Below are 13322 nucleotides of genomic sequence, written 5' to 3'. Positions count from 1 at the left end.
GACACCGGTGTGCCCATGACCCCACCCCCCACCCCCTGGTGCGAGCCCGTCACCCTCGCCGGCCGACACGCCCGGCTGGAACCCCTGGCACCGACGCACCACGACGACCTGGTGGAAGCTGTGCAGGACGGCGAACTGTGGCGACTGTGGTATACCGCCATCCCTCGGCCGCAAGACATGCGCGCGGAAATCGAACGCCGCCTGTCGCTGCAGGCGGCCGGCAGCATGCTGCCGTTTGCGGTCATCGCCCCAAGCGGAGCGCTCGCGGGGCGCGCGGTCGGCATGACCACCTACATGCACATCGACACGCCCAACCGGCGACTGGAGATCGGCAGCACTTGGTATCGACGGGCGGTGCAGCGCACGGCGCTCAACACCGAGTGCAAATGGATGCTGCTGCGGCATGCCTTCGAGGTTCTGGGCTGCATCGCCGTGGAGTTCCGCACGCACTTCTTCAACCGGGCCAGCCGCGCGGCCATCGAGCGACTGGGCGCCAAGCTCGACGGCGTGCTGCGCAGCCACCAGATCTGCACCCACCCGGACGCGCCTGGCAGCTTGCGCGACACCTGCGTCTACAGCATCATTGCTAGCGAGTGGCCGAGCGTGAAGGCGCACCTGCAGCACCAGCTGGCGCGCCCGTGCTGATCCGCGACACCCCATGCTGATCGATTTTTTCTACACCCTGCGCGCGGCCCGGCTGCCGGTGTCGGTCAAGGAGTACCTCACGCTGCTGGAGGCGCTGCAGGCCGGCGTGGTGGGGCCGCTCAACCCCGAGGCGTGCTCGATCGAGGACTTCTACTACCTTGCCCGCACCACACTGGTCAAGGACGAGAAGCACTACGACAAGTTCGACCGCGCGTTTGCGGCGTTTTTTCATGGGGTGGAGCAGATCGCCGACTTCACCAAAGACATCCCCGCCGACTGGCTGCGGCAAACCCTGCAGCGCGTGTTATCGGAGGAACAAAAGGCCAACGCCCCGCGGCTGGCGTGGGACCAGCTGATGGAGGAGCTGCGCAAGCGACTGGAGGAGCAGAAGGAGCGCCACGAAGGCGGCAGTAAGTGGATCGGCACCGGTGGCACCAGCCCGTTCGGCCATGGCGGCCACAACCCGCAGGGCATCCGCATCGGCGGCAAGGGCGGGGGCAAGAGCGCGGTCAAGGTCTGGGAGCAGCGCAGCTACCGCGACTACGACGACACCCAGGAACTGGGCACGCGCAACATCAAAATGGCGCTGCGGCGGCTGCGCCGCTTTGCGCGCGAGGGCTCGGAGCTGGAGCTGGACCTGCCCGACACCATCCGCGCCACCGCCGCCAACGCCGGCTATCTGGACATCAAGATGGTGCCTGAGCGGCACAACCACGTGAAGGTGCTGCTGCTCATGGACGTGGGTGGCACCATGGACGAGCACATCCAGCGCGTCGAAGAGCTCTTTTCGGCCGCGCGCGCCGAGTTCAAGCACCTGGAGTTCTACTACTTCCACAACTGCGTCTACGACTACGTGTGGAAGAACAACCGTCGCCGCTACGCCGAGAAGCTGCCCACCTGGGACGTGATCCGCAAGTACAACAAGGACTACAAACTGATCTTCGTCGGCGACGCCACCATGAGCCCCTACGAAATCCTGCAGCCGGGTGGCAGCGTCGAATACCACAACGAAGAGCCGGGCGCGGAGTGGTTGCAGCGTCTCACGCACGCCTTCCCGCGCTTTGCTTGGATCAATCCCGAGCCGCAGGGCATCTGGCAATACCGGCAAAGCATCGCGATCATCCAGCAGCTCATGGGCGGGCGCATGTTCCCGCTCACGCTCAAGGGGTTGGAGGACGCGATGCGGCTGCTGTCCAAATGAGCGGGCAAACGCTGCGTAGCGGGTGGGCCGCCACGGCGTGCGGTGCGCTGCTGATGCTGGCCGGGTGTGCGGCCCAGGGTGGCCCAGCGCCAGGCACCACCGAATCGGCGCCGGCGGCCTTTACGCTCGAGGTCGAGGCACCTGCGGCGCTGGCACCGTTGCTGGCCCAACACCTGGAACTGCAGCGCTTTCGCACCCTGCCGGACCTCACCCCGGCGGAGCTGGACCGTTTGATCGCAGAGACGCCGGCGGATGCGCGCCAGCTGCTGGCGACCCAAGGTTTTTTCTCCCCCACGGTGACGGTGGCGCGCTTGGATGAAGCTCCACCCCGCATCCGCCTGACGGTGGATCCCGGCCCGCGCACCACCGTCGCCAGCGTCGCGCTGACGTTGGCGGGCACGGACGCGGCGGATCGGCTCGACGACCTGCGCACCGGCTGGACGCTGACCGTCGGCGCGCCCTTCACCCAGTCCGCCTGGGACGCGGCCAAGCAGCAGGCCCTGCGGGCGCTGCAGGCGCGCGACTTCCCTCGTGCCCGAATCGCCCGGAGCCTGGCTGACATCGACCCCGAGACACGCGCTGCCCACCTGCACCTGCAGCTGGACGCGGGCCCCGCCATCCGGCTGGGCGAGCCGCAGGTCAGCGGCGACGAACGATACGAGGCGCAACAGGCCATCCGCATCGCACGGCTGGCGGGCCTGCGCCCGGGCACGCCCTACGACGAAGCGGTGTTGCAGGGCGCGCAGCGGGCGCTGGTGGACAGCGGCTTCTACGACGCCGCCTTCGTGCGTCTGGCGGACGACGGTGACCCCGCCGCTCACCCGGTGCTGCTGCAGGTGCGCGAAGCCCCGCGCCAGCGCCTGGCCGTGGGCGTGGGCGCTAGCGCAGACGAAGGCGGCCGGCTAACCCTGGAGCACACGCACCACCGGGTCCCCGGGCTGGACTGGCGCGCCCAATCGCGGCTGCGGCTGACCCGTGACACCCACGCGCTGGGCACGGACTGGACGTCGCCCCTGGACGACGCGAGCTGGCGCTACCGCGCCGGGCTGCAGTGGGAACAGCTGTACGACCAGGCAACGGTCAACGGCATCCAGCAACTGCGGCTGGCCCGCGAACAACCCGGTGCAGCGCTGGACCGCGCGGTCTTTGTGCAGTTCGACCGATCCAGCGAAACTGGGGTCAGCAGCGGATCGACAGTCACGGCCACGGGCTTGAGCGTCGGCGCCAGCTGGACGCGGCGCGCGTTTGACGACGCGGACGATCCCACGCAAGGCCACGGACTGGGGGCCGAACTGGGCGTTGGCTGGACGCTGACACCCGAGCAGCGCCCCTACGTCCGCGCCCGCCTGCGCTGGCGGGGTGTGTGGCCGCTCGCCGGGTCGCCCGATGCGAAACAGCCCAGCAGCCGTGTGGTGCTGGGCGTCGATGGCGGGGCCGTGTGGGCAGCACCGGACACGCGGGTCCCGGCCGGGCAGCGCTTCCTGGCGGGGGGCGATGGCAGCGTACGCGGCTACGCGCCGCGCAGCCTGGGCGTTCCGCTGGTCGACGGCAGTGTCGAGGCGGGCCGCCTGATGCTGCTGGCCAGCGCCGAGTGGCAACGACCTATCGCGCTGGGCGGTGCCACGGGCCCCTGGGAACTGGCCCTCTTTGCCGATGCCGGCGCGGTCGCCGATCGCTGGCAAGCGCTGAACCCGGTGTTGGGCATCGGCGCAGGCGTGCGCTACCGCAGCCCCGTCGGGCCGCTGCGGGCCGATCTGGCCTACGGGGTGGACGCCCGCCGCTGGCGGCTGCACGTCAGCGTGGGGTTCGTGTTCTGATGGCCCCCCGGGTGTTGACGGCGGTTCGCCGGGGTCTGCTGGCGGCGCTCGCGGTGCTGCTGTGGGTCCTGGGCACGCTGGGCGCCCTGCTGGTCGCGGGTGGGGCCAGCGTCTACTGGTGGGCGGGCCGCGACGGGTCCCTGGCACAGACGCTGACCTGGGTGGCCCCGTGGGTGGCCGATGGCCAGCGGCTCACCTGGCAGGACGCGCAGGGCAACCTGCTCAACGGCGGCCATGTGGCCCTGCTGCGCTGGCAGCAGGATGGGCTCACGATCGAAGTGCGCGACCTGCATTGGCGCCTGCCCGCCGATGGGTGGACGCGTCTGTGGCGCGATCGGCACCTGTCGCTGGACGAACTGGCGGCCGGCGAGGTGGTGATTGCGGACGAGAGCGCGCCAAGCCCCCGCGAGGGCTCTCCCCTGCCCGCCGATCGGCAGCTGCCGTGGCTGCGCAGCGTCGACGTGCCGCTGGTCGTGGACCGGTTGCTGTGGCAGACGCTGACGGCGACCGATCTTCGGTTGCACTACGTCTACGGTCCGCTGGCGTCTGCCCTCCCGCCGGCTACCCCTGACATCCCGCACCACCGCGTGGTGCTTGAGCACGCGGTGCTGCGTGCCGACACCCCGCAAGGCACGCTGACCGCGCCGCTTCGGGGGAGTGCTGCCGTGACCGCCAGCGGGATGGCGCTGCTCCAGGCGCAGATCAATGCGACCCTGGAGGCCACCCCAACGGACGCGCCCGTGCAGCGGTGGCAGGCGGCGCTGCGCGTTCACGGCTCGCTGGCGGACAAGGGTGGGCTGACCGCAGGTCTCGATCTGCAGGCCGCCAACGGGCCGGCCAGCGCCACTGCGACTGCCGAGCTGTCCCCCTGGGCCGACTGGCCCCTGCACAGCGCCACGGTCAGGCTCGCATCGCTGGACCTCTCGACCCTGTGGCCACACTGGCCGCGCACCCGGCTGGAAGGCTCGCTGAACTGGCAGCCCAACCCAGACGCGGGCCCCGCCGCCGATCATTGGACCGTCCAAGGTCAGCTGATCAACGGCAGCCCCGCTCCCTGGAACCGCCGGGGGCTGCCGCTGCGCGCGGCGCAGGTCGATCTGCGGGTACATGGCCAAGCCGCAGACCTGAAGTCGCTGGCACTGGAGATTGGCGAGGGCACGGTACAGGCCGCTGGCAAGGTGCGCTGGTCGCCTGACCGCAGTGCGGATCTCCTGGATCGCCTGCAGGCGCTGCAGGGCTTGCTGACGGTCCGCGATGTGGTCCCAGACAACCTGTGGGCGGGGACCGACACGGCCCCGCTCAGTATCACCCTGCAAGGTCACCCCTTGCCTGGCATGCCGATCACCGACGCGGTGAAGGTCACCCTGAATGCCCGCCAGGGCCCGGCCCGCATCACCGCGCAGGGGCACTGGCTGCCCCGAGCGGGGGTGCAGGGTGGTGCCCAGTTAAACCTGCCCGGACTGTCTGCGGTATTCGATGGCTTTGCCGGTCTGCCGTCGCGCGTACCGCGCGGCGCGCCAGCGCTTCCAGCGCAAAGCCACCTGTCCCTTCGCGTTACCCGGCTTGCCGAGGCGCAGTCCTGGCTTCGGACCACGGCCGAGCGCTGGGCACCGCTTTTACCCTCCCTGCCCGCGACCGTGGCCGCCTGGACCGAACCGGCCCGCGACGGTGAGCTGGACCTGAAGCTGCGCTGGGGCCGGGAGCCCGAGGCGACCCTGACCGCACAAGCAGAACTGACGGTGGAGCAGCGGCGCTGGCGCCTGACGCTGGCCCCCACGACCGTGCGGTGGAACACCAACGATCCGCTGCACGGAACGTGGACTGTGGGGGCCTCGTATGTGCTGGCCACAGTGGGCCGGCGCGCCACAGCGCCCCAGGCGCACGCCACACTGCGTTGGACGCAGGCCGAATGGCGCAACGGGATCGTGCAAGTTCAGGGGCAGCTGGACCCCGTGCAGGTGCTGCCCTGGCTGCGCGCATGGAGCGGCGCAGCGGCTGACGATACAGCGCCGCCATTCACGCCCGAGACCGCGCTTCAGGCCCAGTGGGTTCTGTCCTGGCCCATTGCCATGAGCCCCAGTGCGCGTGATGCGCCTGCGCCGCGGGTGACGGTGCGCCTGGATCGCACAGCTGGCGACCTGCTGCTGCCGGCACCGGACGGCACCACCGGCAGCCGCGTGGCAGGCGGGGTGCGCGCGGCCCAAATCGATCTGGACTGGGACGGCCGCCGACTGCTGGCGCAGACCATGTGGGACAGCGAGCGCGCCGGTCGCATCAACGCGTCCGTACAGGCCACACTGCCCGCGAGTCTCCCCACCGATCTGCCTTGGCCCGTGCCGCCTGACACCACGCTGGCGGGCACGCTGCACGCGGCGTGGCCCTCCCTGGCGGTGCTTGGTCCGTGGCTGCCGCCCGGTTGGCGGGTGGACGGCCGACTGCAGGCCGAGGTCCGCCTGGGCGGCAAGTGGGCCGTGCCCACGCTAGACGGTACGCTGCGCGGCTCGGCGCTGCGGCTGGTATCGCTGGCGGACGGCATCGACTGGCGCGATGGCCTGCTGCAGGCCCGGTTGACCGAGCGCACCCTGGACATTGAGCAGCTGCAGCTGAGCGGCACCGGCGGTGGCGATGCAGGCGGCACCCTGCGCGGCAGCGGACGCGTCCGCTGGACTCCCGGCGACGACCCGACTGCCACGATGACGTTGCAGGCCCAGCGCTGGCGCGTGCTCGCCCGGGCCGACCGCCGGCTCACGCTTTCCGGGGACATGACCCTGCAGGCCGCAGCGCGCCGCCTGACCGTCGGCGGTCAACTGCGCGTCGATCAGGCCCGCTGGCGCCTGCAGGACGCCGACACGCCACGGCTCGGCGAGGACGTCGTCATTCGCGGCGCCCCACCGCCACCGGCCCCCACCCGCCCCTGGCCGCCCGGCTGGACCGGCGGGGTGGACGTTGCACTGGCGCTGGGCCCGGACTTCCGGCTGGAGGGCCGGGGTCTGGACACCAGGCTGACCGGATCGCTGCGCTGGCAGCAGACGGACATCAACCCGCCCCACCTGAGTGGCGAGGTCAGCACCCGCCAGGGCCGCTACCGGGCCTATGGCCAAACGCTGGACATTGCGCGCGGCACGCTGCGCTTTGGCGGCGTTGTTGACGACCCGGCACTGGACCTGCTGGCGGTGCGCAGCCAGCCCCAGCAAACCGTGGGGGTGGAAGTGACCGGGTCGGCCCGCACCCCGCGCGTGCGGCTGGTCGCCGAGCCGTCGCTGCCCGACAGCGAGATCCTGGCCAGGCTGGTGCTGGGTCGCTCGGCAACCGGCGTGGGTGCCGAGTCCGCCTTGCTGCAGCGGGCGGCCCTGGCCCTGCTCAGCGGCCCCAACGGCGGGGGAGCCAACCTGCCCGCGATCGTGGGGCTGGATGAACTGGCCTACGAGGCCGAGGGTACCAACCCAGACGGCACGCCGCGCGCCGGCGCCGTCAGCCTGGGCAAGCGGCTGTCGAACCGCCTGTACCTGGGCTACCGACGCAGCCTGGTGGGGCTGGTGGGCACGGTGTCCATCCTGTACGACGTGTCGCGGCGGCTCACGCTGCGGGCTCAGGCGGGCGACGACAACGCCATTGAGCTGCTCTACACGCGCCGCTACGACTGACCCCGCCCGGTACAATCTCGACCCGGTTTCCCGCCGTAGTTCAACGGATAGAACGGCCGCCTCCTAAGCGGCAAATCCAGGTTCGATTCCTGGCGGGGGGACCAGGTCGGCCCTCAGCAGGCCGCCGTCTCGCCGCGGCGCAGCGCGCGGCTGAGCAACATCACCGGGATCAGCCCCACCGCCACCAGCGTGAGCGCGGGCAATGCGGCTTCGCCCAAGCGCTCGTCGCGGGCCATTTGGTGCGCCATGACCGCCAGCGTGTCCATGTCGAAGGGACGCAGCACCAGTGTCGCCGGCAGCTCCTTCATCACATCCACAAACACCAGCAGCAAGGCCGCGGCCACCGAGCGGCGCAGCAGCGGCCAGTGCAGCCGCCACCACAGCGCCGCACCGGTGACGCCCAGGGTCACCGCTGCGTCGTCCCAGCTCGGTGGCACGCGGCTGTAGCCGCTGTGCACCGACTGCAGCGCCACCGCGGTAAAGCGCACCAGGTAGGCCCACACGATGCCCAGCACCGTGCCCATGATCCAGTAGGACACCGGGGCATGCGGCCAGCGCGCCTGCACCCACCCCACGGGCAGCAACAGCCCCACGACCAACACCGCCCCTGGCACCGCATACCCCAGGCCCACCAGGCGCACCGCCAACCGGTTGAGCCCGGTGGGCACGCGCCGCGCGGCAAAGGCCAGCGCCAGGGCCGCCAGCGTGGCCAGCACCGCGCTCGTGCCCGCCAGCGTGAGGCTGTTGCGCACCCAACCGCCAAAGGCGCGCCAGGGCAGCTCGTCCCACCCCAGCCACAGCGGGCGCAGCATGAACAGCACCGGCAACCCAAAGCCCAGCAGCACCGGCAGGACGCACACGGTCCACGCCGCCAGGGCCCGCGCGCCCGCCAGACGCACCGGCCGTGCTTCGGCACCGCCGCGCGCTGCGCGCTGGCCGGCAAAACGCAGACGCCGCTGGGCGCGCTGCTCCACCCACAACAAAGCGGCCACCGTCGCCAGCAGCATGAGGGCCAGTTGGGCCGCCGCCGCACGGTCGTCCATCACCAGCCACGCCTTGTAGATGCCGGCGGTGAAGGTTTGCACGCCAAAGTAGCTCACCACGCCAAAGTCGGCCAGCGTCTCCATGAGGGCCAGCGCCACGCCGGCGGCGATGGCCGGGCGCGCCAGCGGCAGGGCGACTTCGCGCACGCGCCGGCCCAGCGGGGCCCCCAGCAGACGCGCCGCCTCCAGCAGCTGCGGGGCGCGCTCGGCCAACGCGGTGCGCGCCAGCAGGTACACATACGGGTAGAGCGTGAACGTGAACACCCACCCCGCGCCCCAGGCGTTGCGGATTTCCGGCAACACCCGCCCCTGCCAGCCCAGCAGCTCGCGCAGCGTGGTCTGCAGCGGCCCGGAAAACTGCAAAAAATCCGTGTACGCATAGGCCACGACATAAGCCGGCATGGCCAGTGGCAACAGCAGCAGCCACTCGGCGCTGCGGCGCCCAGGGAAGTCGAACAGCGTCACCAGCACCGCCGTGGCCGAGCCCACCAGCCCCACCGCCAGCGCCACGCCCACGCATAGCGCGACGGTGGTGCCGACGTAATCCGGCAATACCGTGGCCGCCATCTCGCGCAGGATGGCCAGGGACTGCGCATCCCACGACAACGCCGCGGCCACCAGCGCCAGGATCGGCAACGCCAGCCACGCCGCAAACGCCCACGTGCCGCCCTGGGCCAGCGCGCGCACGCCCAAGCGGCGCGCGCCCGCCTTGGCGGCGACGGTGGCGGCGGATGACGGCAACGGGGTGGTGTTCATGGCGGGCGCAAATGAGAATGCACATTATCTACAATGCAGCCATGGACCTCTCCGTCACCCAGCTCACGATCCGCTACCCTGGCGCGGCAGCGTCGGCCGTGGACGGGGTCACCCTGGCCCTGCGGGCGGGGGACATCGGCGTCTTGATCGGCCCTTCGGGCTGCGGCAAGACGACCCTGCTGCGCGCCATCGCCGGGCTGGAACCGATCGCGGCCGGACACATCGCGTTAGGGGGGGTCACCGTCAGCGGCGCAGGTGTGCACCTGCCGCCCGAGCAGCGCCGCATCGGCATGGTGTTCCAGGACTACGCGCTGTTTCCGCACCTGGACGTGGCGCGCAACGTCGGCTTTGGGCTGGCGCATCTGGACGTGGCCGCGCGCCGGGCGCGCGTGGCCGAGGCGCTGCGTCTGGTCGGGCTGGACGGGCTGCAGCAGCGCTACCCGCACGAGCTCTCGGGCGGGCAGCAGCAGCGCGTGGCGCTGGCGCGGGCGCTGGCCCCGCAGCCGCGGCTGCTGCTGCTGGATGAGCCGTTTTCCAACCTCGACGTGGATTTGCGCGAGCGCTTGGCGCACGAGGTGCGCGCCATCATCAAGGCCAGCGGCACCACGGCGCTGTTCGTCACGCACGACCAGCTGGAGGCCTTTGCCATCGGGGACGTCATCGGCGTGATGCACCAGGGCCGGCTGCACCAGTGGGACGACGCGTACACGCTCTACCACCGGCCGGCGACGCGCTTTGTCGCCGAGTTCATCGGGCACGGCGTGTTTGCCCCGGCGCGCATCCGCCAACAGGGCGACGAGGTGGTGGTGGAAACCCCCTTGGGCGCCTTGCACGACGTGGCCGAGTGCCCCTTGCCCAGCGCCTATCCCGACGGCCTGTGCGAGGTGCTGCTGCGCGCCGACGACATCTTGCACGACGACAGCGCGCCGGTGAAAGCGCAAATCGTGCGCAAGGCTTTTCGCGGCGCGGAGTTTCTCTACACCCTGCGTCTGGCCAGCGGCGAGACCGTCATGACCCACGTACCCTCCCACCACGACCACGCCGTGGGCGAATGGATCGGCATCCGCATCGCGGTGGACCATGTGGTGACCTTCGAGCGCGGCGCGGGCGCGGCCTCGCCACCCGCGCCCGCCGCGCCACGCGGGGCGCGCGAGGCGGCCCAACCGGTGACCGCGGCCTGAAAACGGCCGGACCACGGCCGGCGGCAGCTTATGCCGCCACCAGTGCAGCGGCCTCGCGCGGGCGTGGCAACAGCTGCCCAAGCACCCGGCACACGGTCTCGTGCTTGGCGTCGACCAGCTCGGCCAGCACGCGCAGCGGGGGCAGGCGTCCGCGCAAGGCGGCGTCGCCCGTCTGCCCCAGCACGTCCGGACGGGCCAGCAGCCGCAGCAGCGTGGCGAGCCGCTGCCGCACCGCGCCGGTGCGCAGCAGCGCCATCGCGTGCGCCCGCTCGGGCAACTGCAGCAGCGCTTCGGTCAACCAACGCGCGCGCTCGGCCTCGGTGGCCGGCTGCAGCGGCCCTCGCAGGATCACCGGCGTGACGGCGGTCGCACGCCAGCCATGCGCTTGGCCAGCCAGCGCATCGAGCCCGAGCCAGTCACCCGGCTCGGCCAGCATCACCAGCAGCGGGCCGTCACGGCCGACGCGGTCCAGCCGCAGCAGCCCACGCACCACGCGCCACGGTCCGCCACCGTCGCCAGCATCGAACAGGGTTTGCAGCGGCGCCAGCGTTACCGTCGGTGCCGCAGTCGGGTCACTGGATGCCATCGATGTACCACTGACGCACGCGCGCGAACTGCTCCGGTGACAGCGTCGAGCGCACGAAATCGACGCAGCGCTCGCGCGCCTGCAAATGCTCTTGCTCGGCCTGCACGAGCTGCTGGCGCAGCTCGTCGCGGCGGGCCGCCGGCGCGCCTTCCAGGATCGCCAGCCGCAGCTCGCCGCGCAGGTCGCGGATGCGCTTGGTCAGCGCGATGCGGCGCGGCATCGCCTCCTTGCGGAACTGCTCCAGCGCCTGGCGCTGCGCGTCGTTGAGGCCGAGCTGGGCGTCGTGCTTGATCAGCAGCGGCATCAGCTCGGCAATCGGCGTGCTTTCGTCGGCGACACTGGTACGGGCCAGGGCCGGGGCGGCAGCCAGCGCCAGCCCGCCAGCCAGCAGCGCGGCCGTGGTGGCACGCCGGACCTGGGAACGTCGAGTGGCAAAAAACGGGGTGGTCATCGGGTTTCTCCTTCACAAACAAAGAAAAAGAAAGGGTGGCGAACAGGGAGCGTGCGGCTGATCAGTGCCGATGGCCGCCCTGCGACCCGGTGCCCATCGCGCCGGGCTGTGCGCCCAGCGCCATGACCTTGGCCTGGACTTCCTGGCGCACGCGCTGGCCGGCGGCGTTTTCGAACACCAGCGTCAGCGGCACCGTCTCGCCGCCGGCCAGCGGGCGCTTGAGGTCCATCAGCATCACGTGGTAGCCGCCGGGCTTGAGCTCCACCGGACGGCCGGCCGGCAGCGCCAGGCCCGGGATCGCGCGCATGCGCATCACGTCGCCGTCCATCGCCATCTCGTGGATCTCGACGACGCCGGCCACCGGCGATTCGCCAGCCACCAGGCGCATCGGCTCGGGTGCGGTCAGGCGCATGAAGGCGCCCGTGGCCTTTTGCTGGGCGACGGTGCCGCGCACCCAGGGTTCGTCGATTTTGACGCTCTGGGCCCAGGCGGCGGCGCCGAGCAGCAACAATGCGCCGGCGGCGGCGCTGCGGATCAGGTGACGGGACATGGTCAGGTCTCCTTTCGTGGAGGTGGGTTGAAAACTGGAGCGGTAAGGCGGGGGCGGGCAGCGGCCGCGGGGGTCAGGCACCCCCGCGCAGCAGCCACGCGATGTCGTGCGCGTAGTCGTCGGCGGTTCGCTCGTGCTTGAGCACGATACGCAGGCGGCCCTGCGCGTCGATCAGGTAGGTCTGCGCCGAGTGGTCCATGGTGTAGCCGCTGCCGGTGGGGACCTTGGCGTAGTACACCTTGAACTCGCGCGCGGCGGTGGCGATCTCCTCCGGCGTGCCGGTCAGCCCGAGAAACGACGGGTGAAACGCCGCCATGTAGTCGCGCAGCAGCGCAGGCGTGTCGCGCTCCGGGTCGACGGTGACGAACAGCAGCTGCACGCGCTCGGCGTCGGGCCCCAGGCGCTGCAGCACCTCCACCGCGCGCGCCAGCGCCGTCGGACAGACGTCCGGGCACTGCACGAAGCCGAAGTACAGCATCACCACCTTGCCGCGGAAATCCTGCAGCGTGCGGCGCTGGCCGTACTGGTCCGTCAGCGACAGGGCGCGGCCGTAGGGAGCGCCCGTGACATCGATGCCGCGCAGCGCGGGGCGGTCGGCACCACGCTCGCAGCCGGCCAGCCACGGGGTGGCCGCGGCCGCCAGCGCGGCGGCGGCGGCCAAGCCGAGCCAGCGGCGCCGGGGCGCCACGGCAAAACGTTCAGGGTTCATCGGCAACCAGCCTCCTGGGCGTCGTGACACAGGGGGTGGCGCGCCCTGCATGCAGCGACAGGCTGCGGGCGGCCACGGCGGCGGCGCCACGGCGAGCCCAACGGGCCCGCGCACGGCGCGGCGTCAGACGGACAGAAGCGGAGGCGCGTGCGGCTGTGGTCGCCACCACGCCAGTGGCGGCACAAGCGTGCCCGCCGCGGCATCGGCCAACGCCGGCGGGTCAGCGTCGATGGGCAGACCGACACCGGCCGCCGACGGCGGCAAGGCTGGCCCGCCATGCAGCAAGCACCAGTCGCAGGCCACGGTGGCGGCAGCGCCGTCGCTGGGCGCGCTGTCGCCGACCGCGTCCAGCGTCACCCAGGCCATGCCGGTGCTGGTGCAAATTTGCACCCGTTGCGTGCCCGGCCGATCGCCCAAAGCCGTTGCGGCCAGCGCCGGGGCCAGTGCGACCCAGAGCATGGCCAGCAGCGCCAGCCAAGCAGGCCAGCGTCGATGACGGTCGGTGCGATTCACCCTTGACATTCTAGTGAAGATGCAAGAGTTGTGTATCGTTCTTTCTGTAAATTCCATTTTGCCGGTTGTCTGCTGGGCGGGGATCTCCGGCGCTACGCGCCTACGCTCCCCGCCCAGCAGACAGCGCGAGGGTGGGTCTGACGCCATGACTTCGAGAAAGGAGTGTAACCCTCATGGCAATACGAGTCGAAACCAACCCCTTGGAAGCCGCTTATGCGATCTTGCT

At 71.2% G+C, this 13322-nt stretch carries 11 protein-coding genes and 1 tRNA gene; 6 read left to right on the top strand and 6 right to left on the bottom strand.

Features of this window, described 5'->3' with window-relative positions; genetic code table 11:
• The first annotated feature begins 15 nt into the window (after nt 1-15).
• The 5 genes from Tther_RS07675 (at nt 16) to Tther_RS07655 (ending at nt 7411) form a co-directional block, all read left to right on the top strand.
• On the top strand, nt 16-645 hold the full coding sequence (locus Tther_RS07675; RefSeq protein WP_143902553.1) for a GNAT family N-acetyltransferase: 630 nt from the start codon (nt 16-18) through the stop codon (nt 643-645).
• A 13-nt stretch (nt 646-658) separates the two neighbouring features.
• Complete coding sequence (locus Tther_RS07670) at nt 659-1846, top strand: vWA domain-containing protein (protein WP_143902551.1); 1188 nt, start codon at nt 659-661, stop codon at nt 1844-1846.
• Nucleotides 1843-3663, top strand: coding sequence for an autotransporter assembly complex protein TamA (locus tag Tther_RS07665; protein ID WP_143902549.1), 1821 nt, complete (start codon nt 1843-1845; stop codon nt 3661-3663). Before Tther_RS07670 ends, Tther_RS07665 begins: the two co-directional genes overlap by 4 nt.
• Nucleotides 3663-7307 (top strand): translocation/assembly module TamB domain-containing protein, encoded by a 3645-nt coding sequence (locus Tther_RS07660; RefSeq protein WP_143902547.1) that lies wholly within the window; start codon nt 3663-3665, stop codon nt 7305-7307. Before Tther_RS07665 ends, Tther_RS07660 begins: the two co-directional genes overlap by 1 nt.
• Nucleotides 7308-7336: 29 nt before the next feature.
• Nucleotides 7337-7411 (top strand) — tRNA-Arg (locus tag Tther_RS07655).
• A gap of 9 nt (nt 7412-7420) precedes the next feature.
• Here the strand turns inward: Tther_RS07655 and Tther_RS07650 are convergent.
• Entirely contained in the window at nt 7421-9106 is a 1686-nt protein-coding gene (locus tag Tther_RS07650) for an ABC transporter permease (RefSeq protein ID WP_143902545.1), read from the bottom strand.
• Nucleotides 9107-9147: 41 nt separating this feature from the next.
• Here Tther_RS07650 and Tther_RS07645 point away from each other — a divergent pair, with 41 nt between their 5' ends.
• Complete coding sequence (locus Tther_RS07645) at nt 9148-10287, top strand: ABC transporter ATP-binding protein (RefSeq protein WP_143902543.1); 1140 nt, start codon at nt 9148-9150, stop codon at nt 10285-10287.
• 28 nt (nt 10288-10315) lie between these two features.
• Here Tther_RS07645 and Tther_RS07640 read toward each other — a convergent pair whose 3' ends face one another.
• The 5 genes from Tther_RS07640 to Tther_RS07620 all read right to left on the bottom strand — a co-directional run bounded on the left by Tther_RS07640 (nt 10316) and on the right by Tther_RS07620 (nt 13096).
• Nucleotides 10316-10873 carry a hypothetical protein gene (locus tag Tther_RS07640; protein ID WP_143902542.1) on the bottom strand — a complete coding sequence of 186 codons (558 nt, stop codon included), beginning with the start codon at nt 10871-10873 and terminating at the stop codon, nt 10316-10318.
• Nucleotides 10860-11324, bottom strand: coding sequence for a Spy/CpxP family protein refolding chaperone (locus Tther_RS07635; protein WP_143902540.1), 465 nt, complete (start codon nt 11322-11324; stop codon nt 10860-10862). Before Tther_RS07635 ends, Tther_RS07640 begins: the two co-directional genes overlap by 14 nt.
• Before the next feature lie 61 nt (nt 11325-11385).
• Nucleotides 11386-11874: a copper chaperone PCu(A)C gene (locus Tther_RS07630; protein ID WP_143902538.1), complete on the bottom strand. Its 489-nt coding sequence runs from the start codon at nt 11872-11874 to the stop codon at nt 11386-11388.
• A gap of 73 nt (nt 11875-11947) precedes the next feature.
• A complete protein-coding gene (locus tag Tther_RS07625) occupies nt 11948-12583 on the bottom strand; it encodes an SCO family protein (RefSeq protein ID WP_143902536.1) in 636 nt (211 codons plus the stop codon).
• A gap of 123 nt (nt 12584-12706) precedes the next feature.
• On the bottom strand, nt 12707-13096 hold the full coding sequence (locus tag Tther_RS07620) for a DUF2946 family protein (RefSeq protein ID WP_185975033.1): 390 nt from the start codon (nt 13094-13096) through the stop codon (nt 12707-12709).
• Between the last annotated feature and the right edge of the window lie 226 nt (nt 13097-13322).

Origin of the sequence: Tepidimonas thermarum (assembly GCF_007556705.1) — a bacterium.
GTDB lineage: Bacteria > Pseudomonadota > Gammaproteobacteria > Burkholderiales > Burkholderiaceae_C > Tepidimonas > Tepidimonas thermarum.
Note: the sequence above shows the minus strand (reverse complement) of the source record. Positions and strands in the feature narration are given on the sequence as shown.

Excerpts from the sequence above, each read along its gene's own strand:
- Tther_RS07675 (WP_143902553.1), top strand. The coding sequence starts at position 16 with ATGACCCCACCCCCCACCCCCTGGTGCGAGCCCGTCACCCTCGCCGGC.
- Tther_RS07630 (WP_143902538.1), bottom strand. The coding sequence starts at position 11,874 with ATGTCCCGTCACCTGATCCGCAGCGCCGCCGCCGGCGCATTGTTGCTG.
- Tther_RS07645 (WP_143902543.1), top strand. The coding sequence starts at position 9,148 with ATGGACCTCTCCGTCACCCAGCTCACGATCCGCTACCCTGGCGCGGCA.
- Tther_RS07665 (WP_143902549.1), top strand. The coding sequence starts at position 1,843 with ATGAGCGGGCAAACGCTGCGTAGCGGGTGGGCCGCCACGGCGTGCGGT.
- Tther_RS07625 (WP_143902536.1), bottom strand. The coding sequence starts at position 12,583 with ATGAACCCTGAACGTTTTGCCGTGGCGCCCCGGCGCCGCTGGCTCGGC.
- Tther_RS07635 (WP_143902540.1), bottom strand. The coding sequence starts at position 11,324 with ATGACCACCCCGTTTTTTGCCACTCGACGTTCCCAGGTCCGGCGTGCC.
- Tther_RS07670 (WP_143902551.1), top strand. The coding sequence starts at position 659 with ATGCTGATCGATTTTTTCTACACCCTGCGCGCGGCCCGGCTGCCGGTG.
- Tther_RS07660 (WP_143902547.1), top strand. The coding sequence starts at position 3,663 with ATGGCCCCCCGGGTGTTGACGGCGGTTCGCCGGGGTCTGCTGGCGGCG.
- Tther_RS07640 (WP_143902542.1), bottom strand. The coding sequence starts at position 10,873 with ATGGCATCCAGTGACCCGACTGCGGCACCGACGGTAACGCTGGCGCCG.
- Tther_RS07650 (WP_143902545.1), bottom strand. The coding sequence starts at position 9,106 with ATGAACACCACCCCGTTGCCGTCATCCGCCGCCACCGTCGCCGCCAAG.